This is a genomic window from Vibrio spartinae (assembly GCF_024347135.1).
Taxonomy (GTDB): domain Bacteria; phylum Pseudomonadota; class Gammaproteobacteria; order Enterobacterales; family Vibrionaceae; genus Vibrio; species Vibrio spartinae.
The window spans coordinates 2859677-2880740 of the sequence record NZ_AP024907.1 but is presented as its reverse complement, the minus strand read 5'-3'; the positions used below and the strand labels follow the sequence as shown (position 1 = coordinate 2880740).

The 21064-nt window shown below is 46.5% G+C and carries 21 protein-coding genes; 16 read left to right on the top strand and 5 right to left on the bottom strand.

Going from position 1 to position 21064, the window contains the following annotated elements; all coding sequences use genetic code 11:
• Positions 1 to 127 precede the first annotated feature (127 nt).
• On the bottom strand, positions 128 to 592 hold the full coding sequence (gene bcp / locus OCU60_RS12845) for a thioredoxin-dependent thiol peroxidase (protein WP_074371616.1): 465 nt from the start codon (positions 590 to 592) through the stop codon (positions 128 to 130).
• A 376-nt stretch (positions 593 to 968) separates the two neighbouring features.
• On the opposite strand from bcp, the gene dapA reads away from it, so the two are divergent.
• Positions 969 to 1847, top strand: coding sequence for a 4-hydroxy-tetrahydrodipicolinate synthase (dapA, locus tag OCU60_RS12840; RefSeq protein WP_074371615.1), 879 nt, complete (start codon positions 969 to 971; stop codon positions 1845 to 1847).
• A 226-nt stretch (positions 1848 to 2073) separates the two neighbouring features.
• Positions 2074 to 3096 (top strand): outer membrane protein assembly factor BamC, encoded by a 1023-nt coding sequence (gene bamC, locus OCU60_RS12835; RefSeq protein ID WP_074371614.1) that lies wholly within the window; start codon positions 2074 to 2076, stop codon positions 3094 to 3096.
• A 27-nt stretch (positions 3097 to 3123) separates the two neighbouring features.
• Here the strand turns inward: bamC and OCU60_RS12830 are convergent, their stop codons facing one another.
• The 4 genes from OCU60_RS12830 to OCU60_RS12815 are packed head-to-tail and all read right to left on the bottom strand — an operon-like array spanning position 3124 to position 5500.
• On the bottom strand, positions 3124 to 3315 hold the full coding sequence (locus OCU60_RS12830) for a hypothetical protein (protein WP_074371613.1): 192 nt from the start codon (positions 3313 to 3315) through the stop codon (positions 3124 to 3126).
• Position 3316: 1 nt separating this feature from the next.
• Positions 3317 to 4000 carry a M15 family metallopeptidase gene (locus tag OCU60_RS12825; protein WP_074371612.1) on the bottom strand — a complete coding sequence of 228 codons (684 nt, stop codon included), beginning with the start codon at positions 3998 to 4000 and terminating at the stop codon, positions 3317 to 3319.
• Position 4001: 1 nt separating this feature from the next.
• Entirely contained in the window at positions 4002 to 5138 is a 1137-nt protein-coding gene (gene dapE, locus OCU60_RS12820) for a succinyl-diaminopimelate desuccinylase (protein ID WP_074371611.1), read from the bottom strand.
• 14 nt (positions 5139 to 5152) lie between these two features.
• On the bottom strand, positions 5153 to 5500 hold the full coding sequence (locus OCU60_RS12815; protein ID WP_074371610.1) for an ArsC family reductase: 348 nt from the start codon (positions 5498 to 5500) through the stop codon (positions 5153 to 5155).
• Positions 5501 to 5703: 203 nt separating this feature from the next.
• Here OCU60_RS12815 and OCU60_RS12810 point away from each other — a divergent pair, with 203 nt between their 5' ends.
• The 14 genes from OCU60_RS12810 to OCU60_RS12745 all read left to right on the top strand — a co-directional run bounded on the left by OCU60_RS12810 (position 5704) and on the right by OCU60_RS12745 (position 20996).
• Positions 5704 to 5991 (top strand): winged helix-turn-helix domain-containing protein, encoded by a 288-nt coding sequence (locus OCU60_RS12810; RefSeq protein ID WP_038183694.1) that lies wholly within the window; start codon positions 5704 to 5706, stop codon positions 5989 to 5991.
• A 444-nt stretch (positions 5992 to 6435) separates the two neighbouring features.
• Positions 6436 to 8364: an FTR1 family iron permease gene (locus tag OCU60_RS12805; protein WP_205410464.1), complete on the top strand. Its 1929-nt coding sequence runs from the start codon at positions 6436 to 6438 to the stop codon at positions 8362 to 8364.
• A 55-nt stretch (positions 8365 to 8419) separates the two neighbouring features.
• Positions 8420 to 8938, top strand: a complete 519-nt coding sequence (locus tag OCU60_RS12800) for an iron transporter (RefSeq protein WP_074371608.1) — start codon at positions 8420 to 8422, stop codon at positions 8936 to 8938.
• Between the two features lie 84 nt (positions 8939 to 9022).
• Positions 9023 to 10423 carry a Fe-S-containing protein gene (locus OCU60_RS12795; RefSeq protein ID WP_074371607.1) on the top strand — a complete coding sequence of 467 codons (1401 nt, stop codon included), beginning with the start codon at positions 9023 to 9025 and terminating at the stop codon, positions 10421 to 10423.
• Positions 10423 to 11706, top strand: coding sequence for an ABC transporter permease (locus tag OCU60_RS12790; RefSeq protein WP_074371606.1), 1284 nt, complete (start codon positions 10423 to 10425; stop codon positions 11704 to 11706). The genes OCU60_RS12795 and OCU60_RS12790 overlap by 1 nt, the downstream gene beginning before the upstream one ends.
• On the top strand, positions 11693 to 12829 hold the full coding sequence (locus OCU60_RS12785; protein ID WP_074371605.1) for an ABC transporter permease: 1137 nt from the start codon (positions 11693 to 11695) through the stop codon (positions 12827 to 12829). Before OCU60_RS12790 ends, OCU60_RS12785 begins: the two co-directional genes overlap by 14 nt.
• Before the next feature lies 1 nt (position 12830).
• Positions 12831 to 13505, top strand: a complete 675-nt coding sequence (locus OCU60_RS12780; protein ID WP_074371604.1) for an ABC transporter ATP-binding protein — start codon at positions 12831 to 12833, stop codon at positions 13503 to 13505.
• Positions 13495 to 13986, top strand: a complete 492-nt coding sequence (locus OCU60_RS12775) for a TlpA family protein disulfide reductase (protein ID WP_074371603.1) — start codon at positions 13495 to 13497, stop codon at positions 13984 to 13986. Before OCU60_RS12780 ends, OCU60_RS12775 begins: the two co-directional genes overlap by 11 nt.
• Positions 13987 to 13995: 9 nt before the next feature.
• On the top strand, positions 13996 to 14448 hold the full coding sequence (locus OCU60_RS12770; protein WP_139302091.1) for a copper chaperone PCu(A)C: 453 nt from the start codon (positions 13996 to 13998) through the stop codon (positions 14446 to 14448).
• Between the two features lie 119 nt (positions 14449 to 14567).
• Positions 14568 to 15434, top strand: a complete 867-nt coding sequence (locus tag OCU60_RS12765) for an FMN-binding protein (RefSeq protein ID WP_074371601.1) — start codon at positions 14568 to 14570, stop codon at positions 15432 to 15434.
• A 230-nt stretch (positions 15435 to 15664) separates the two neighbouring features.
• On the top strand, positions 15665 to 16567 hold the full coding sequence (locus OCU60_RS12760; RefSeq protein ID WP_074371600.1) for a Dyp-type peroxidase: 903 nt from the start codon (positions 15665 to 15667) through the stop codon (positions 16565 to 16567).
• Positions 16568 to 16703: 136 nt separating this feature from the next.
• Positions 16704 to 17837 (top strand): flagellin, encoded by a 1134-nt coding sequence (locus OCU60_RS12755; protein WP_074371599.1) that lies wholly within the window; start codon positions 16704 to 16706, stop codon positions 17835 to 17837.
• A 638-nt stretch (positions 17838 to 18475) separates the two neighbouring features.
• Complete coding sequence (locus OCU60_RS12750) at positions 18476 to 19609, top strand: flagellin (protein WP_074371598.1); 1134 nt, start codon at positions 18476 to 18478, stop codon at positions 19607 to 19609.
• Between the two features lie 256 nt (positions 19610 to 19865).
• A complete protein-coding gene (locus OCU60_RS12745) occupies positions 19866 to 20996 on the top strand; it encodes a flagellin (RefSeq protein WP_074371597.1) in 1131 nt (376 codons plus the stop codon).
• Positions 20997 to 21064 lie beyond the last annotated feature (68 nt).

Below are 21064 nucleotides of genomic sequence, written 5' to 3'. Positions count from 1 at the left end.
ACCTAATGGTAATTTGGGGGAGTAAAACTGATGCCGCCCCCGTGAATCATAAGTAAACCTGCGACTTGAATGCACCAACAAGTCTGCATTCAAGTCGGTCAGCAGACCGTTAAAAGCGGATGGACGATTATTTGCTATTGAGGTAATCCAATACGACTTGATGGTGATCTTTCGTCTTGAACTTGTTAAATACATGCTCAAGTTCACCTGATTCATTGATCAAGAAGCTTGTTCTGACGACGCCCATGTTTTCACGGCCCATAAACTTCTTGAGTTGCCAAACCCCGTATTTTTCACAAACAGCATGATCTTCATCAGCGAGCAAGGTGAAGTTAAGCGCTTGTTTGTCGATAAAGTTAGTCAGCTTTTTCGGTGTGTCTGGGCTGACCCCAAGAATAATAACGTTGTGGGCATCTAGCTCTGCTTTCGTATCACGCAGCCCTTGCGCCTGAACGGTACAGCCAGGTGTTGAAGCGCGTGGGTAGAAGTAGATCAAGACCTTCTTTCCTTGCAGCTCGGAGAGCGTCACAGGGTTGTTGTCTTGGTCATTCAGGGTGAAATCTGGTGCAGTTTGTCCAGCTTCGATTGTCATGATTTTTGTCCTTACTCTCTCAATTTAAGTGATATGGCACCGTATGGTTAGGTCGTATCGTTAGCTACGTCCTGTTTTGTGCGTTTTTATATTGTTAGTGTGTGTCTGTTTATCAATAACAAATGGTACTGTCTAGTCGTCGCACTCTAATATTCTCGGGTTTTTATACCCTGAGAGTCAGAGAGACTCAAGTCAGACTGCACGAAAACTGAAATTCGATTCATCCGGACAAATATTCCCCGAAACATCAAGCAACAACCCCGATAAATCATTTGGATAGATTCTCTTGTTTTACTCAAATAAGCGAACTTATTCACTTGTGTTTCTCAGTATCCTTACAGTACCATGCAGTGAGATTCAACTTATGGAGAAAGACATGTTTTCTGGAAGTATAGTCGCACTAATTACCCCTTTTGATAGCGATGGAGAAGTAGACTACGGAAGTCTCAAAAAATTGGTCGATTTTCATGTAGATGCTGGAACCGATGCGATTGTGTCTGTTGGCACCACTGGAGAATCTGCAACACTGACCATTGAAGAGCATGTCAAAGTTGTCTCAAAAACCGTTGAGTATGCACAAGACCGTATTCCTGTGATTGCCGGGACAGGTGCGAATGCGACACACGAATCTCTGACATTTAGCCGTCTGTTGTGTAATACCGGTATTTCCGGATTCTTGAGTGTCACGCCTTATTACAACAAACCCACGCAAGAAGGTTTGTTCCTTCACTATAAAGCCATTGCAGAAGAGACCGATATCCCGCTGATTTTATATAACGTACCGGGCCGCACGGCGGTGGATATGCAGCCGGAAACTGTCGCGCGCTTAGCTGAACTGAAAAACATTATCGGTATTAAAGATGCGACCGGTGATTTGAGTCGGGTCGCGAAACATCGTGAACTTTGCGGCGAAGACTTTGTCTTACTGAGCGGTGATGACTCGACTGGATTGGAATTTATCAAGTTGGGTGGTCATGGGGTGATTTCCGTGACCAACAATGTTGCAGCAGCAGCAATGGCACAAATGGTGCATCTTGCCTTAGACGGGCAGTTTGATGCCGCTGAAGCGTTGAATGAAAAGTTAATGGCTCTGCATAAAAACTTGTTTGTTGAGTCGAGCCCGATCCCAGTGAAGTGGGCAGCCCATCAAATGGGATTGATTGATGGCGGCTTGTTACGTTTACCCATGACCGAATTATCAGAATCCCATCAGTCGGTTGTATTACAGGCGTTGGCTTCTGCCGGATTACGATAGGTTTTTGACGAATATCTGTATCGGGAAATGTTTCTGGAAAAGATGAGTTGCGAGAAAAAGATCGATTTCGAGACAGATAGTTTGCCGGACTGAATGTTGTTTGGTTTGGTGAACACTTTGGGTATGTATATTGAGGTTTGATTGCTGTGCCAGCATCATGGGATGGCAATCGTTGTACGAGAATAGTTGTACGGAGCCGAGCTTTGGTTTTCGTGTAGGAGTATGAATGAAATTTTTCAATCAGCTGGTTTGTAGTTCACTGGCTGTATTCATGATGTCTGGATGTTCTAATAGTGCGTTGACACGACAGACAGCAGAAGGCGACTTTGATTATTTAAACGCAAAATTATCTACGGCTTGGAAAATGCCTCAGGATGCTGAATTACAGCGCTATCACAATTACGATATTCCGGATGGAAAATTCCAGGGTGGATTGGGGGAACATGTGGATATTCGTCCGCCTCAATCCGTGTTGGCTTTGATCCCGGGGGTGCGGATCGACAGTGAGAAGAACCAAGTTACATTCTGGACTGTGCAACCACAGCTTGCTGATGAAATCTGGCATGTCATTTCACAGTATTTAGAGCAGCATCAAGTCGCACGTTCGCAGTCTCGCCCGTCGCTGATTGATACCGCTTGGATATCATGGTCAGCAGAAGATGAAGTTGCACCCGTGAAAGCGAGATATCGCTATACCCGTTTACAGCAGGGGAAAAAATACGGTATTCAGGTCTCTTTGTTGGACATGCAGCAGCGTGATTCGGCAGCAGAAAAAGCGATCTACATTCAGAATCGTTATACCGTGATCATGGCGAATGCGATAACGACGCAATATGATCGACAGGCTCAGGCAGAAGCGGCGAGGAAATCTCGTCAAATGGCTCAACAGATTGCCGTCGCCATGGGAGCTGATCGCAGTGGTTTGCCAGTTGTGATTGCCAGAACACCATATACCAATATGTGGCAACGCCTGCCAGATACCTTGGCTAAGATTGGTTTTAGTGTTGAAGATCGCAACCGCTCTCAAGGTACGATAAAAGTTAAATTCAGCCAACCGGATGATGAAGTCTGGCAAGCGCTTGGTGTTGCACCGATTTCTCTTGATAACGGTACATATACATTATTGTTGGGAGACTTAGGTAACCGGACGTCTGTTAATATCACAGGCAAGGGTGATAAACCTGTTACTGAAGAAAAGCTTAAAGCTTTTTCTGACGCGCTATCAGCATTGTTTCATCAATCGCACTAGACGGTGATTTGCGATAAAAAGGGATGATTATTCATCCCTTTTTTTGATCTCTTGTTGATGTTTTTTATCTAACTCGATCAATCGATCTAAATCATTTCCCTGTTTCTTGGTTAGCTTATCGAGGTTTTTGGGCGTCAGATATTTTAGCGCGGCAATATTGCCAATAATGATGCTGATAATGACGGTGATGATGAACCAGGGTGAAGTCAGGAAATCCATATTACGCACCGCTCTGTTCGATATTGATGACAAATTGGGTGTAGATAGTATGGCACATTTTGTGGATCGTATTTTTGCCTGCGATCGACTCGTCAGCCAATGCCTGAAAGATGATGTCAGGTGACATTTGATTCAGACATTGTGTTGCAACGAGATGATGACTGATATGCCAAGGTTCGACCGACACACCGCCCCGATCCCGCTGATACGGCAGGAAAAAACCAAATTGGGAGAGGTGTTTGGTTAACCATGCCGAAAAGTGAGCCTGATGACCGGATTGATATTCCCATGGTTCCAGACGCAGCGATTCATTGGCGGGTAACGCATTTCTGTCATAGACATCAAAGTCTGTACCCCAATGATGCCGGCTGGCGCCGGGAAGTGCCGACCAGCGTAAAATGGCCAGAACTTTTTCTTGCTCTGGCATGTTTGAAGCATCGAGCGGCCGACTTTGTGAGTCGAGCAGCGGCCGTTCTCCTGAGAATTTTAGATTCCAGATCGCAAGCTGCTGCTGAAAATTACGGAATCCGCTGGCAATTTGTAACTGGAATCCGGCTTGGTGAGCGGCCTGTTTCAACGCCAGAAAATCTTGAGCAACCTGCGGATGGATCAGGAAGGTTTTGGTATCCACAAGACATGCTTGCAGATGTTGCTCACTTTTTCCGGTTAATTGCTCAGGCGTCATATCATCGGGCCAGTAAGTTGTTCAATGTGTGTTGATACATATCGGTCAATTTCTCAAGGTCAGGGATACTGACACATTCATTGACTTTGTGAATCGTCGCATTGACCGGACCGAGTTCAACAACCTGAGCGCCCATCTGTGCGATAAACCGACCGTCGGATGTTCCGCCGGTTGTGAGTAGTGCCGGTTCTTTATGGTTAATCTGGCTGACAGACTGGGTAACGGCTTCCACAAGGCTACCGGCATCAGTTAGAAACGGTTTGCCATTCAAAGTCCATTTCAGATCATAATCCAGACCATGGGCATCAAATGTGGAATGCACGCGACGCTGAATCTCTTCTGCTGTCAGTTCCGTACTGTAACGGAAGTTAAATTGGACATGGAATTCACCCGGAATCACATTGGATGCACCGGTTCCCGCTTGTACATTTGGAATCTGAAAGCTCGTCGGCGGGAAAAATTCATTCCCTTCATCCCATTGAATCGCGGCAAGTTCGGTCAATGCGGGCAGTGCCTGATGGACCGGATTATTGGCTAAATGAGGATAGGCGACATGGCCTTGCATTCCTTTGACGACTAAATCACCGGTCAGTGAACCTCGGCGACCATTTTTGACCACATCACCGACGGCGTGGGTGCTGGAGGGTTCTCCGACAATACACATGTCAATGATTTCATCCCGTGCCACTAATGTATCGACAACCCGGGTTGTGCCGTTAATAAACGGACCTTCTTCATCCGATGTGATCAGAAATGCAATGGACCCTTGATGGTCAGGATGCGCTGCAATAAAGCGCTCAACCGCAACAATCATACAGGCGAGTGACCCTTTCATGTCCGCTGCGCCACGGCCATGCAGATAGTTATCAATGACGGTCGGTTCAAATGGGGGGGTATGCCATAGTTCTGCTTTTCCGGCAGGCACAACATCGGTATGGCCGGCAAAGGCAAATAGGGGGGCTTGTGTCCCTCGTCGGGCCCAAAAGTTGGTGGTGTCTTCAAAAACCATGATTTCAACGTCAAAGCCGAGAGCCTTGAGCCGTTCTATCATTAAGTCTTGGCATCCTGCGTCTTCCGGTGTAACCGAACGACGACAAATTAATTCTTTAGCAAGGGCGAGTACCGGACTATCGCTCATCCATTTGTTCCTTTCTATGCAAATATCTCAGAGTATTGTTCAGGAGAAAAACCAAGGTGGAAAGTGTTACCTACCACCAAAACCGGACGTTTAATCATGGCTGGGGATTCAACCAATAGGGGAATCGCGGTTGTACTGTTTAAGCTGTCTTTTTGTGCTTGAGTCAGTTGTCTATAGGTTGTGCCACGTTTATTGACCACCTTGTCCCATCCTAAATTGTGACAAAATTCTTCAACGAGTTCAGCGTGGATTCCGTCTTTACGGAAATCGTGAAATCGATAGTCGATATTTTCAGCATCTAACCAGCGACGTGCTTTTTTTATGGTGTCGCAGTTGGGGATGCCATAAAGCGTAATGGTCATATGATTCCTCAAATTAGAGCAGGCTGTGAGCGCATCGTAGCAGGAAGTGAGTGCGCTGACAAAGTCGTGATTTACAGCAGCTTGATTGATATGAGAGGCATTTTATTCATCGAGTGACAGATAAAAATGAAGTTATTGATCGAACGCAACACTCTTTGTGTGAAAACCGAAATAATGGGCTGGCACGTGAATAGGAGGTGTCAATGGAATTGAGTCCTGTTTTTGCAAGAAGGCTTTATTTAGCTTACTTGGTTGAAAATCTAGACAGGCCAAATGTCCCCAGATTAATTGAACATACCGGGTGGCCTCGTCGCACAATTCAGGATGTGTTGAAAGCATTACCGGCTATCGGCATTCAACTCATGTTTATCCAAGACGGGAGACGACACAATGACGGGTACTACCGGTTGTCCGATTGGGGACCATTTGATAGTCAATGGATTGTTGAACGTCAAGATGATATAGCTGCCAGTCTGGGTAAATCCCTTTAGGGCGAGAAAACGGATATCGTTTCATCGCGCTTTACTGTATGAAAATCAACATAATCAATGATGGTTCATGGCTCCTCTGATCTTTTCAAGGGTAGCGCGGGTCATGCTCGAATTATGTTCTTGGCTGAATTGGCTGACGGTTATCCTTGGTTGTGGGGCAACAATACGCAAGCCTAAAAGCCAGAATGTTCTGGCTTTTGTCCTTTCTCTTTTCTGAGTGGTACTCATTATTCCAACAGGTTCGAACACGGTTTTGAAATCGGGTTGCGTTTCAGATCGCGACCTGTATGAATGCCATTCATAAATCATGACCTCGTGTTATATCTTCCTCTCTGGATTCATTTTCCGAATGTAACATTTCAAATGTAACAAAATCTTTCTATTGCAAATGATAACTATTTTCTTTAGTATTTTTATTTGTGATTGGCTCGCAGGATGTTTGTTATGTTAAAGCTGGTAAAGCTTTTCATTATTACTACGATTTTTACTTTTAATTACTCTGTTGCAGCAGCGGTGCTTGATTATCAGGCTGCTGCGGATGATATCAATACGCGTCTGGATACCACGGTACAACTTTATGCGCATGGTGATGCTGTACAAGCGAAGCACACGGTGCAAATGGCATATTTTGAAGTGTTTGAAGGTCTGGAAGGCCCCATCCGAATTAATTATTCCCAGAAATACGCGTATCAGCTAGAAGCTAAATTTAGTGAAATTCGGAAGATGATTGGCAATCAGGCGTCGCTCGATGACGTGAAGGAAAATGTCGACTGGCTCAAAACTCAAATCGCATCAGTTCCCTCGATTCTGGAATCAGGAACACAGTTGGTCGCGGAAACGGCGAACATCCATCATGCGTCAATTTTACCTTACTGGCGAGAGCAAGTTCTGACCATTGAACGGCTGGTTAACCAAGGTTTGGCCAGTTATCGCACGTCAACTCAGGCTGAGACAGAACAGGCGCAACAGGCAAAGCGGGAAGCCGCAGTGAAGCTGATACGACAGGCACAATTTGATGGTTATAAAAACTCTGATCTGGAAACCGCCATCCGCCTGAATCGTTCCGGTGCAAAAGCCGCGCAATATAATGACATGTTCAAAGCCATGATTGATTTGGCCGATCAGCCATATGCCATGCAACGTTTGGTCGCATTTGGTTATCAGGTTGCCACGCTGACACAAGGGCTGAAAGATGATCTCCCGGGGCTGCCAGCGACTCGTGATGATCAGAAACAGACTCAGGAAGTTGAGCATTCAGACGTCAAGCAAGACTGGCAATCAGTGATAACCGGCATTGATGCTGCTATCGCTCAGGCGGTTGACCGCTACCAACAAGGTCAGGTTGCTGATGCGATGATAGCGGTTCAGGATACGTATTTTGATCGCTTCGAATCAACAGGCATGGAAAATGCTATTGGTGCGCGGGATAGTGCACTGAAATCTGAACTGGAAGGTTACTTTACCCGTCTGGTCAGTATGATGAAAGCCCGCTCTGAACTGGCTGATATTCAGGCGCAACAACAGGCATTGAGTCGTAGTCTGGACCAAGGTGCCAGCATGTTAGGCGGCGGTAGTCAGGGGATTTGGGCAATGTTTATCGCCAGCCTCACCATTATTCTCCGTGAAGGTTTGGAAGCGTTACTGATTGTCGCTGCAATTACCGCTTATCTGGTCAAGAACGACCATACCGACAAACTCTATATTATCAAGAATTCCGTCGTGGTTGGCGTGATATGCAGTTTGATCACAGCGGCCCTGTTCCAGTGGTTGTTTACCAATGCTGGCGCGAGTCGCGAAATGCTGGAAGGTATCACAATGCTGATCGCGGTTGTGGTGCTGTTCATGATGAGTTACTGGTTGCTGTCGAAAGTGGAAGCAACCCATTGGAAACAGTATCTCGAAAATAAATTATCCCGCTCACTCACCGCAGGTTCGATTGCCGGTCTGTGGTTCGCCAGCTTTCTAGCCGTTTACCGTGAAGGTGCCGAAACCGTGCTGTTCTATTATGCGCTGGGGGCTGACGGTTCATCAAATTCACTCATCGGGATCTTGAGCGGGCTCGGTGTGGGGATCGTGATTCTAACGGTTATCTTTTTCTTGATGCGTTATAGCGTCGTGAAATTACCACTCAAACCTTTCTTTATCTTCACCGGTGGATTTATGTATCTGATGGCATTTGTCTTTGCCGGTAACGGTGTTTTAGAACTTATTGAAGCCAAAGTCTTTAACCCGACACTCATAGAGGCAGTTCCGCAAATCAGTTTGTTGGGGGTTTATCCTTATGCTGAAACGTTAATACCTCAACTCGCGCTGGTTGCAGCCGCGATTTTGGCATTGTTCGTCATTCGGCGTCAGGGTAGACAAACCGCGTAGCTCAATCTATGGCAATTTCAGTCTGTGACAACTTTTTATTGAAGGAATAATTTTAATGACGAATAAATTTTTAATTCCAGTTGCGATTTCAGCAATGACATTTGGGACCGCAGCGATTGCGGGTGAACACCCGGCAGGGGAGACCGTTGAAATGAACGGTATGGAACTGGCCGCTGTTTATCTGGAACCGGTCACGATGGAACCCCAAGGTATGATGATGGCCGCTTCTCAGGCAGATGTTCACCTTGAAGCGGACATTCATGCACTGAAAGGCAATAAAAATGGCTTTGCGGCTGGTGAATGGATTCCGTACCTGACGATCAGCTACAAAATGAAGAACTTGGATACCGGTAAAACTCAACAGGGGACTTTCATGCCAATGATTGCCTCAGACGGTCCTCATTATGGTTCAAATGTGAAAATGCTTGGTGTGGGTAATTATGAGCTTTCTTTCCATATTGACCCACCATCGAAAGGTGGTCTGCTTCGTCACACCGATGAAGCAACAGGCGTTGGCCGTTGGTACAAGCCTTTTGATGTGAATTACAAATTTAAATATGTTGGTCTGAATTAAACCTCCCGCCAAGTCTGGGATTCATACAAAGGTGGCTTTGCTCTTGGTCAAAGTCACCTGAAAAAATTTATCATGTGAGCGGATATGAGTTTTTATCTTTCTCAGGTTCTTTCCCACTTTCTTCTCCCCGCGATGATGTTCGGCTTGCTTTGGTCGGGTGCGAATACGTCGTATAAGCAAAGGTTCTGGTGGTTTGTGCTGCCTGTTGTCATTGGGGTTTGTGCTTATACGTTGTTGCCTTACAGCCAAGTCTATATTTTCTCTATCGGCTGTGCCTACATCGTGATATGCCTGTTGTTATTGGGCTACGGTTTACTGAGTACCCGACCGACCCGGGTGTTGTTGGTCTGGCAGGCGATTGTGACGGTATTGGCCGCATTTATGTGGGCCCGAATTGCAAAACTGGACATGATGACTGCCACCAGTGTGATCAATACCGAACTGATCCTGAATGTGACCGCCTTGCTATTCGGGTTTGTTTTAATTGGTTCGGTTTACTTTTTTACCGGTAAAGTTTTCGAACAGCGCTCGCGTATCTTAAAAAATAGCGTCTTTTTCATCTTCATTTTACTGGCAATTTTACCGCTCTCCGGAGAGGTGATTCTGGCTGGGATGAAGTTACAGATGATCGATCTGTATCAGGGACTGTTGAGTTACGTTTCAAAAGTGACCAATTTCTTCTGGTTGTATGCGTATTGTGTGCTGGCACTGAGTCTGATTCCACTGAGTATCATGATGTGGAGTGATGTGAAGCCGTTGAAAAATGCAGTGAAAGCACAACAGCAGCCCATCGCAAGACGTAAACTTCAGGCCCAACTGAATATTCACCGTCGCCGGGCGAAAAGTTTCGCTGTCAGCTTGGTGATGATTTTTTGCAGTTTACTGTACTGGGATGCCGTGGCGTCTCAGCCGCCAACGCGTTCACCGGCGCAGACGATGACGTTGTCCGCCGATGATGCGGTCCACATTCCGATCACCGATACCCTGAAAGACGGCAAGTTACACCGTTATCAGTGGATTGCGAGTGACGGTAAAGTGGTGCGCTTTTTTATCATTGATCGCTACCCCGGTGAAATGAAGTTTGGTGTGGTCCTGGATGCCTGCATGTTGTGTGGTGATGCGGGGTATATTCAGGATGGTGATCAGGTGATCTGTCTGGCCTGTGGTGTACATATCTTTATTCCGTCGATTGGTAACCCGGGCGGATGTAACCCGATTCCGATTAAGAAATGGTCGTTGACCAATAATGAGATCGTCATCGGGAAAGTGATGCTTGAATCGGGTCTTCAGTATTTCAGCGATGTGGTGAAGATTACCGTGGTTGATCCGGTGAACGGTAAATCGCTGACCAATCTCGATGCCCCGTTTAGTTATACCTTCGGGGGGAAAACCTATTTCTTTACTGAGCAGAACTCTTACGATGCATTCCGTGATAACCCTTGGGGCTACGTTGATCAGAGTTCAGCGATAGGAGGGGCACAATAATGCTATGGACAATGCTTCGTCAGTCATGGCGTCATGACCGTGGCCGGAAAGTGCTGGCAACGACCACTATTTTTCTGGCGGCAGGGTTAATTTCAGCGTTGCTGGCTATTTCGATTACGATTGGTGACAAGATGTCGGTTGAGATGAAGCGCTATGGTGCCAACATCGAAATTAAACCAGAAGGTCAGGTGAATCTGCCTTACATGTTGAAACATACGCTGACGGACATGGATAAAGATAGCTTGTTACTGGCGTCGGAATTACCCAATATCAAAAACATCTTCTGGCGGAATAATATCATCGGGTTTGCCCCTTATGTGCGCGGGGTTGTGACCATCAATCACGGGCAGAGTGAGGTCCCCATTGTCGGCACGTTCTTTGATCAGCACCTTGCTGTCCCGGATGAGCCGGATTATCACACCGGTAACAAGATTATCTCTCAGTATTGGAAAGTACAGGGACAGTGGCCGGAGGATACCAAACAGCAGGCGTTGGTCGGAACCGCACTGGCCAGCCGGATGGGCTGGCACATTGGTGACCAGTTAACGTTAGCCGGTAAACAACACCATGAACAGGTCACCATTACCGGCATTTTGACCAATGGTAGTGCCGAGGAAGCGTCCGTTATTGTGCCGTTACATGTTGGTCAGGCATTGCTGGGACTGGCAGGGCGTGTGGAAAGTATTAAAGTCTCTGCGTTGACAGTGCCTGAAAATGCGTTGTCGAAAAAAGCGCGGGACAATCTGGAATCGTTAGATTCTGATGAATATGACTTATGGTTTTGTACCGCATTTGTTTCTTCCATCTCCTACCAATTAGAAAAAGCGTTAAGTAACGCGGCTGTTCGTCCTGTTTGGCAAGTCGCGGCATCGGAAGGCATCGTCATTCGTAAAATTCAGAGTTTATTGTTTATGGTGACATTAGCCGCATTTGTTGCTGCCTCGATGGGGATCGCTTCTCTGATGACCAACGCAATTTTACAGCGTTCTAAAGAGATTGGGTTGATGAAATCCCTCGGTGCCCATAATTGGCAGGTGTACTTGTTATTTTATGCTGAATCTATCGTGTGCGGTTTGCTGGGCGGCATACTGGGATGTGCTGCCGGATGGGGATTGTCCAAAGTGATGGGGTATGCCCTGTTTGGATCGTTTATCCCTTTTCACTGGATCATTATCCCGCTCATTTTGGTTATCTCGGTCATCATGACCATATGCGGTACCTATTTCCCTTCCCGACGAATTGCCGCACTTTATCCAATCGAGGTTTTGTATGGCCGTAAATAAACATTCGATGCAAAACCTGCTGATCATTCGTTCCCTGAAACTGCGTTTGCGTCGGGTGGTTGTGGTGCTTGCTGCGCTGACCATGGGGGCGGCAATTGTGACCGCCATGGCTGGTGTTTATTTCGATATCAACCAGAAAATGAGTCATGAACTGCGTCATTACGGGGCGAATTTTTATGTTGGTCCGGATGCTGATTCTTCGACGTTATCGACTCACGATTACCGCGCTATGTTGGCTTTGGCACCACAGGCTCAGTTAGTGGCATCCAGCCCGTATCTGTATGGGGTGGTGCAATCCGATTTAGAAAAAGTGGTGGCGATGGGCGTTGATTTTTCCCAATTGAAAGATCTGGTGCCGTATTGGCAGGTTCAAGGGGAATGGGTTGGTGTATCTTTTGACCAACGCAATGCGATGATTGGGACCAATCTGGCGAAGAAGCTAGAAGTGAAGGTCGGCTCTCAACTGAGTCTGATTCAGGGGGATACCCGGCATACTTTTACCATTAAAGGCATTATCGATGCCGGTGCAGATGAAGATAACTATTTGATCGTCAATATTTCGATGCTACAAAAATGGCTCCACCAGCCTGATCAGGCCAATTACGCCATGTTTAGTATCGATAATGCTCAGGGGCAGGTGAACCAGTATGCCGCACGTCTTAAAGCCCGTTACCCGAACCTGACCATTCGCCCGATTCTGAAAGTCTCTGCGTCAGAAGGAAAAGTGCTGAATAAAATCAAACTCCTGATGGGCGTGGTTGCGGTGGTGATTCTGATACTTTCTACCCTGTGTGTGAATACAACACTGACGGCAATGATTGGTGAGCGCCGCCATGAATTTGCATTGCAAAAAGCGCTGGGAGCATCCCATCGAGCGATTACCCGGCAAATTTTGTCAGAGACATTGTTAATGACCATTGCAGCGATTGTGATGGGATTAGGTCTCGGTTATATCCTTGCTCAAATCCTTGGGCAAACGGTGTTTAGTGCATCAATTGATCTGCGTTTGCCGGTCTTTATTATCACAATGATTTTATCTGTTTGTGCTGCGCTGGTGGCTGCAATCATCCCGACTTTACGCGCCATGAAAGTGGATCCGGCGAAAGTGTTGAAAGGAGAGTAATGTGTCTGAATTTGTCATCGAAACTAAGGGATTGTGTAAGCGTTTTGAGCATGTGAGTGCATTGGATAATATCAATCTTTCCATTCGTCGGGGAGAATTCGTGGCCATCATGGGCGCATCCGGTTCGGGTAAAACCACCCTGATGAATATCCTGAGTTGTCTTGATACAGCGACGGAAGGACAAGTCATTCTCGACGGGCATCATGCCGCGAGTCTTGATGAAGATGGGCGGCGCGCATTCCGGGCTGAAAAAATAGGATTGTTGTTCCAGCAGTTCCATCTGATCCCTTATTTGACCGCGTTAGAAAATGTGATGTTGGCGCAGCACTACCATAGTGTCACGGATATCGACGCTGCAAAAAAAGTGCTGGCAGACGTTGGGCTTGAGGACCGCATCAATCATTTACCCAGTCAATTATCGGGAGGGGAGCAGCAGCGGGTCTGTATTGCCCGGGCGTTGGTCAATGAGTGTCCGATATTATTTGCCGATGAGCCGACCGGCAATCTGGATGAAGCGAATGAGCGGATTGTTTTGGAGATATTCCAACGTCTGCATCAACAGAACCGAACCATTATTATGGTGACGCATAACCCGGATTTAGGTCGTTATACTGACCGGATCATTCGTTTGCAGCATGGCAAATACATGGGTGAGGAATACATCAATGGTCATTAAGCGGATAGGCCTCAGCGTATTGATGAGCGTGCTGGTGATGCTCAGTGGTTGTAAAGAGCAGGCGCTGGCTGTCGGTGCACCAGCCCCGGATTTAGCGGTGATGGATGCGCATGAGCAGCAGATGACCTTGCAACAGGTTCGCGGTAAACCGGTCGTTGTTGAGTTTTGGTCATCAACCTGTGGGGCTTGCTTGGTGATGATGAAAGCGTGGCAAAAATATGCAGAGGCGCACCCCGATAAATTGCAGTTTATCGGGGTCGGGATTGACCCACACCCTGAAAACCTCTCTGCTTTTGCTGATCAATTAGGCGTTACGCTGCCGCTCGGGCTCGATCAGCTTGGGATTACTCAGGAACGTTATCAGGTGATTGCCACCCCCACGACTTTTTTTATTGATCGCCAAGGTGTTCTGAAAATAATTCATATGGGGTACTCATCCGGGATGGATCTCGATCATTACGTTAATTTGATTCAGGAATAGGACAATACAGTGACGAACTTTTCATGGTGTCGTATGGGGCTGATTTTCGTGTTGATGGCGGTGACCCGTATGGTATTTGCAGCAACCTTAGCCGAGAACATCGAAGTCGGCAAAGCGGAGATATTTATGCCGCAACGCAATGCCAGTGCCACCGGGTCAAAAATGACCATTTATAACCGTTCAGATAAGCCGCTCATTATTCGTGAAGTCACCGGTCAACGCTTTAAACAGATCATGTTGCATGCCACCACCTATAAAAGTGGTCAGCGTGAGATGTATCCGGTCGAGCAGATTACGGTTGCTGCACATCAGAAACTTGCGTTAACGCCCAATACTTCACACATCATGCTCATGGGATTCACCCGGCCGCTACAACGGGGGGAATTTGTGAGTCTGATACTGCATACCAATCAAGGCTTGGTGAGGGTCATCGCAAGGGTGGTACCTATGTCGATTCGTTAACGGACGTCGATTCGTTAACGTACGTCGACTCGCTAACATGTGTTCGCGCTTTTACGTCTGTTTTTCCGTTCATGTTTGTTTCACTGTTTTTTTTTGCTATCAGGATGTAATCGTTCAAGATGAAATATCAATCGCTACTCTCACTGATCATGCTACCGGGCGTCATGCTCCTTGGTGGTTGTTTTGATGATGAAAATCATGCCGGAACCGGGCAGCAAGCGTCCGTAACATCATCATCGAAAGTGCAGCACCATAAAATCATACAGCGTGATGAGAAACGAACATTGTTGGCTGTGGCCGGTCTCGGTACGGTTCACGATAGTACGGCGAACTTAATCAAGACGTACTTTCACCCCGTATTACTGAATATGGAAAATCACACGCTGACGGATGAACCGGACACGATTGCGCGTTATCGGGACCGCGTTATACATCATACGCTGACCCGGCAGACGCTGGATGCCAAACAGAATCTTGCGCATTTGGCGAGCCGTGACCAATGGGTGATGGCGTATATCGTTGATGGTTATGATTTAGGCGAGAACGGTTCAGTAGAGAAAAACAGTTCAGTAGAAAAGGAAACTGCCAGACAGGAGACGCCCCAAAATATGGGGAAACAGTTGGTTGTACCGCTTGAAGGGCAGGGATATTTGTCCATGTTGAAAGGTTATCTGTCCTTAGATCTTAAAACGCTGTCGATTCATCGGATCCGCTTTTATGAGCAGGGAGAGACTCCAGCGCTAGGGGGCAAGATTATGACAAATGAGCAGTGGCTTGCTCAGTTTCAAGGCAAACAGGTGCTTGCTGATGGTCAGGCACGATTTCGCGTGGGTGCTCCCCATGAAAACAACCAAGACCGTTTCACCGTTGACGGTCTGGCTGGCGCAACCAATACCAGCCAGAGCGTCGAGAATCTCGTCAATTACTGGATGGGCCCGGATGGCTACTATTTTGCATTGACGTTACTCCAGCAGCGCTATTTGTAAGGCAGGTGATATGTAAGGCCGAGGATTTGTAAGAGCCCGGAGGTTATATGACAAATGCTTATATAAAAAAAACCTATATGACAAATAATTATATGACAAATCGCTGCATGACAAATGGTCGTAAGACTGATGCTCTGCGTGGCTTGTTTAGATCGCGACGTTAGCAGTTTGTTCTTCACGCATGACAGAGTATGATGTGGCCCAAGACAACTACACATCAGGGATCTTTTATGTCTCATCCTCAAACTGCAATTTTGCCAGAACCCGGACCATTTGCGCTGTATGCCATCTTTAAAGTCAAGCAAGAAGCGGCATCAGTATTGCGTCAGTTACAATCTTTACCGGATCTGGTCGAGACACTGAATGCATCTCAGCCCGGTGCTGACCTGTCCCTCTCCATTGCATTCAGTCATTCATTCTGGAAACAATTCGACGCGGCTTTACCACCGGAGTTGGTGGATTTTACCCCATTAGGTCAGGGGGATATCAGTGCGCCCGTGACCGACGTCGATTTTTTGATTCATGTGCACGGTCAGCGCCATGACTTACTGTTTTATGTGTTACGCCAACTGATGAGTGGTATTTCCGAATGGGTGGACATGATTGATGAAACCTATGGATATCGTTATCTCGATGCGCGGGATATGACAGGATTCATTGACGGCACTGAAAATCCGAAAGATGAAGGGCGTCAGGACGTTGCACTCATCCACGATGGTGAATTTGCTGGTGGAAGCTATGTGATGATGCAGCGGTTTGTTCACCAGTTGCCGGCATGGGAAAGATTGAACATTGCCGCTCAGGAGAAAGTGATCGGCAGAACGAAAGACGATTCAGTTGAATTAGATGATGTGCCGGCTGCATCTCATGTCGGGCGTGTCGATTTGAAAGAAAACGGTCAAGGGCTGAAAATCCTCAGACATAGCTTGCCATATGGAACGGTGAGTGGTGATCATGGCTTACTCTTCATTGCATATTGCCAGACCCTGCATAACTTTCAGGCGATGTTAGAGAGTATGTATGGTGAACGTGATGGTAAAACAGATCAAATGCTCCGGTTTACCCACGCGGTCACTGGCGCTTACTTTTTTGCGCCGTCAGCCGGGATGTTACAGTCACTGACCATCCGATAAATACGCTTTATTATAAGATTCATCTCATCATAGCTGTACATAATGTGACCGAGCCTGAGTGCTCGGTTTTTTTCACTAAAGATATCCCTGAAAACACCGATAGGGGGAAAATCCTGAGTGATTTTAGGTGAAAATTATGGCAATTACAGTCAATACCAATATATCGGCATTGCTGGCTCAGCATTATGTCAATCAGGCAAACAGTGCCTGGGTACAAGCGATGGAGCGTTTATCTTCCGGTTACCGTATTAATCATGCAAGAGATGATGCGGCCGGTTTGCAGATATCAAATCGCTTGGGGACACAAATGAGCGGGCTGGATGTTGCGGTGAGAAATGCAAATGATGGTATTTCAATCATGCAGACCGCAGAAGGCGCGATGCAGGAAAGTACCTCGCTCTTACAGCGAATGCGTGACTTGGCGCTACAGTCGGCCAACGGTTCTAACTCCCAAGCGGATCGGCAAGCTTTGCAAGAAGAATATGTTGCCCTGAATGATGAGTTGAACCGCATTGCGGAGACGACCTCTTTCGGTGGCAGAAAGTTATTGAACGGCTCTTTCGGCACCTCATCTTTTCAGATCGGTGCGAGTGCCGGAGAAGCGGTACAGCTTTCGTTCAGTAACATGCGTACCGACACGCTCGATATGGGTGGGTTTAGCTATCTTGCCCAGAAGGTGCCCCCATCGGATTGGCGCGTTCAGTCGGATCAGAATCAGCTCACCATGCGTTTTAAGGATGCACAAGGGGCAGATCAGCAGATTGATATTGAAGCCAAAGCCGGGGATGATATTGAACAGTTAGCAACCTATATCAATGGCCAGACCGATCAAGTCTCTGCCTCAGTGAATGAGCACGGACAACTGCAGATATTTATGGCCGGCAAAGAGACTGCCGGCACGATGGATTTCAGTGGCTCGCTCGCCAGTGAACTGCAAATTGGTGTGATGGGCTATGAATCGGTCAATAATCTCGATATTACTCAGGTCGGCGGTGCGCAGCGGGCTGTTTCCGTCTTAGATACGGCTTTATCGTTCGTCGATAAAAACCGAGCTGAACTGGGCGCATTTCAGAATCGCTTCGGACATGCCATCCAGAATTTAGACAATATTCATGAGAATCTGGCCACTTCCAGAAGCCGTATTCGGGATACGGATTATGCCCGGGAAGCAACCCAAAGCATGAAGCAACAGATCTTGCAGCGGGTCAGTATGTCAATTTTGGCACAAGCCAAAAGACAGCCCAATATGGCGTTATACTTATTAAGGTAGATCAGTATTAAGGTAGATCAGTATTAAGATAGACCAGTCTTGAGGTAAATCAGTCTGGAAATAAAAGACGATTGAGATAAGTGCTGCATCTCGTTTTGGGCTTACAGTTTTGCAGCAACGCACGGGTTCCGATGCCAATCAGACGAATCCTATTCACCCAGTGAATGATGGTCCTTTATATTGTGAATGATTGAGCCGCTCACATTATATCCGGTGAGTATATGCGCTGAGTGATTTGACGCTGCTACGATCGCTGACTCCCCTCTGATTTATTCGATATGTCTTCCACTCGTCTAGTGTTCTCTCATATCGAGTAGAAGAAAGGATTTGTTGTAGAAAAGGTTAAAAAGGTATGAACGGTTTATCTATGTCACCGTTCTGCTGCTGTTGATGAGTCGCAACAAATAAAAGAAAAACGCCCTGTATCGTCCGGTTTGAGTACATCTTTAGCGAAAAGTGCAATGAATTTGATCGATTGCTCACTCCTTACGCAATTGGACTTTTTGTCGAGAAAAAATCAAAAAAATCCTTAAGATTTCCCCATCCACGTCGTTAATAAAAGTAACTTTGAGAGAGCTACTTGGTTTTCCGAGACGTCGGAAACCGGAAACATCGGAAAATCAATTGGAGAAGTCATCATGGCAGTGAATGTAAACACAAACGTATCAGCAATGACCGCACAACGTTACCTGAATTCTGCAACACAAGCTCAGAATTCATCAATGGAACGTTTATCATCAGGCTTTAAAATCAATAGCGCGAAAGATGATGCTGCAGGTCTGCAAATTTCGAATCGCTTGAATGTACAAAGCCGCGGCTTAGATGTCGCTGTACGCAACGCGAATGATGGTATCTCTATTGCGCAAACCGCTGAAGGGGCAATGAACGAAACCACTAACATTCTGCAACGGATGCGTGATTTGTCACTCCAGTCTTCGAATGGCTCGAACTCTAAATCTGATCGAGTTGCGATTCAAGAAGAAGTGACAGCACTGAATGACGAACTGAATCGGATTGCGGAAACAACCTCTTTTGGTGGTAACAAGCTCTTAAACGGTACTTTCCAGACGAAATCCTTCCAGATTGGTGCTGATAATGGTGAAGCCGTTATGCTGAACCTGAAAAATATGCGCAGCGATAATAGCCAGATGGGTGGTACCAGTTATATCGCGGAAAATGGTAAGGACAAAAACTGGACCGTTCAGGCCGGGCAGAATGATCTCCAAATCAATCTGATAGACAAAGACGGACAAGAGCAAAACATCGCTATCTCTGCTAAAGCGGGTGATGATATTGAAGAGCTTGCAACCTACATCAATGGTCAGACCGATGCGATTAAAGCGTCAGTTGATCAGGATGGCAAACTACAAGTCTTTGCTGGCAATAATAAAGTTGATGGTGATGTTACATTTGGTGGTGCATTAGCGGGCGAGTTAGGGATTGGCGAAGGGAAAGGTGTCACCGTCGATACCATTGATGTGACTTCTGTCGGTGGCGCACAACAGTCGGTTGCTATCATTGACTCAGCATTAAAGTATGTTGATAGTCACCGTGCTGAACTGGGTGCATTCCAGAACCGATTCAACCATGCAACCAGTAACTTGGATAACATTAATGAGAATGTGAATGCATCGAAGAGCCGAATCAAAGATACCGACTTTGCGAAAGAAACAACTGCATTGACCAAATCTCAGATTCTGGGTCAGGCATCAAGTTCGATTCTGGCACAGGCCAAACAAGCACCAAACTCAGCATTGAGCCTGCTTGGATAAGCCATTCACTACAAGACAGACTTTGTTTAAAAATCCAGCTTCGGCTGGATTTTTTTGTATTGAGAGATGTTATCTAGACAATAAATTTTGAAGTGATTCACGCTTTTTTTACACAATGGGCCGATTGAATAAAAAAATTAAAAATATTCTAAAGGATATAGATCCCTAGCCGTTAACAAGATTGAGAGAAATGAGATGTGTGAAAGTGAGGTGAGAGACACAGCAGCACATCAACTATCCGTTAAAGGAGATCAATATGCCAATTAGTGTAAATACCAATATCTCGGGTATGACCGCGCAGCGTTATTTGAATAATGCTGCGGATAGCGCTCAGAAATCAATGGAGCGACTGTCTTCCGGTTACCGGATTAACAGTGCGAAAGATGATGCCGCAGGGTTGCAAATTTCGAATCGCTTAACCTCGCAAAGTAACGGGTTAGATATGGCGGTTAGAAATGCGAATGATGGCATTTCAATTGCACAAACTGCTGAAGGTGCGATGAATGAAACCACATCCATCTTGCAGCGAATGCGGGATCTGTCTCTGCAATCTTCGAATGGTTCTAACTCGAGTGCGGATCGTAATGCGATTCAGGAAGAGGTTTCAGCATTAAATGATGAGCTGGACCGGATTGCTGAAACGACATCGTTCGGGGGAAATAAACTCCTCAATGGGACGTTTGGTAGCAAATCTTTTCAGATCGGTGCTGATTCTGGTGAAGCCGTATCTTTGACGATGGGTAGCATGCGAACCGATACGCAAAATATGGGGGGGCGTGCATATGTTGCGCAAGAAGGAAAATCTCCAGACTGGATGGTCTCTAACGCAACCGATCTCACCTTGAGTTATACTAATAAAGACGGTGACGCCCAAGAGTTGACGATTAATGCGAAAACTGGCGATGATCTGGAAGAGGTAGCGACTTACATTAATGGGCAGAATAGTGACATTCAGGCTTCTGTTGGAGATGGTGGCAAATTACAGCTATTTGCTTCTTCACAAAAAGTAACTGGTGATGTCACCATCGGTGGTGGACTGGGCTCTGAAATCGGTTTCGGTGAAGGTCAGGATATGACCGTTCAGAGTGTCGATGTTTCGACTGTCGGTGGTTCTCAACTGGCGGTAGCTGTCCTTGATGGTGCGCTGAAATCGGTTGATAGTCAACGGGCTTCTTTGGGGGCTTTCCAAAACCGCTTCGGACATGCAATCAGTAACCTTGAAAATATTAACGAAAACGTGAATGCATCACGGAGTCGTATTAAAGATACTGATTATGCAAAAGAAACAACGCAGATGACCAAGTCTCAAATTCTGCAACAAGCAAGTACCTCGGTACTGGCGCAGGCGAAGCAGGCTCCATCTGCAGCTCTTAGTCTATTGGGGTAATCAACGGACTATTTTGAGCTTGGGGTCAAAGTAGTCTGATGATTTGAACCCAATGAGGTGGAAGGGAG

What these genes read in the sequence shown, in the direction of transcription:
- OCU60_RS12815 (WP_074371610.1), bottom strand. Translation starts at nt 5,500, where the DNA reads ATGACCATTACGCTTTATGGCATCCCCAACTGCGACACCATAAAAAAA.
- OCU60_RS12825 (WP_074371612.1), bottom strand. Translation starts at nt 4,000, where the DNA reads ATGACGCCTGAGCAATTAACCGGAAAAAGTGAGCAACATCTGCAAGCA.
- OCU60_RS12830 (WP_074371613.1), bottom strand. Translation starts at nt 3,315, where the DNA reads ATGGATTTCCTGACTTCACCCTGGTTCATCATCACCGTCATTATCAGC.
- OCU60_RS12800 (WP_074371608.1), top strand. Translation starts at nt 8,420, where the DNA reads ATGACGAATAAATTTTTAATTCCAGTTGCGATTTCAGCAATGACATTT.
- OCU60_RS12755 (WP_074371599.1), top strand. Translation starts at nt 16,704, where the DNA reads ATGGCAATTACAGTCAATACCAATATATCGGCATTGCTGGCTCAGCAT.
- OCU60_RS12790 (WP_074371606.1), top strand. Translation starts at nt 10,423, where the DNA reads ATGCTATGGACAATGCTTCGTCAGTCATGGCGTCATGACCGTGGCCGG.
- OCU60_RS12775 (WP_074371603.1), top strand. Translation starts at nt 13,495, where the DNA reads ATGGTCATTAAGCGGATAGGCCTCAGCGTATTGATGAGCGTGCTGGTG.
- OCU60_RS12750 (WP_074371598.1), top strand. Translation starts at nt 18,476, where the DNA reads ATGGCAGTGAATGTAAACACAAACGTATCAGCAATGACCGCACAACGT.
- bcp (WP_074371616.1), bottom strand. Translation starts at nt 592, where the DNA reads ATGACAATCGAAGCTGGACAAACTGCACCAGATTTCACCCTGAATGAC.
- OCU60_RS12795 (WP_074371607.1), top strand. Translation starts at nt 9,023, where the DNA reads ATGAGTTTTTATCTTTCTCAGGTTCTTTCCCACTTTCTTCTCCCCGCG.
- OCU60_RS12760 (WP_074371600.1), top strand. Translation starts at nt 15,665, where the DNA reads ATGTCTCATCCTCAAACTGCAATTTTGCCAGAACCCGGACCATTTGCG.
- OCU60_RS12785 (WP_074371605.1), top strand. Translation starts at nt 11,693, where the DNA reads ATGGCCGTAAATAAACATTCGATGCAAAACCTGCTGATCATTCGTTCC.
- dapA (WP_074371615.1), top strand. Translation starts at nt 969, where the DNA reads ATGTTTTCTGGAAGTATAGTCGCACTAATTACCCCTTTTGATAGCGAT.
- OCU60_RS12745 (WP_074371597.1), top strand. Translation starts at nt 19,866, where the DNA reads ATGCCAATTAGTGTAAATACCAATATCTCGGGTATGACCGCGCAGCGT.
- bamC (WP_074371614.1), top strand. Translation starts at nt 2,074, where the DNA reads ATGAAATTTTTCAATCAGCTGGTTTGTAGTTCACTGGCTGTATTCATG.
- OCU60_RS12805 (WP_205410464.1), top strand. Translation starts at nt 6,436, where the DNA reads ATGTTAAAGCTGGTAAAGCTTTTCATTATTACTACGATTTTTACTTTT.
- dapE (WP_074371611.1), bottom strand. Translation starts at nt 5,138, where the DNA reads ATGAGCGATAGTCCGGTACTCGCCCTTGCTAAAGAATTAATTTGTCGT.
- OCU60_RS12810 (WP_038183694.1), top strand. Translation starts at nt 5,704, where the DNA reads ATGGAATTGAGTCCTGTTTTTGCAAGAAGGCTTTATTTAGCTTACTTG.
- OCU60_RS12765 (WP_074371601.1), top strand. Translation starts at nt 14,568, where the DNA reads ATGAAATATCAATCGCTACTCTCACTGATCATGCTACCGGGCGTCATG.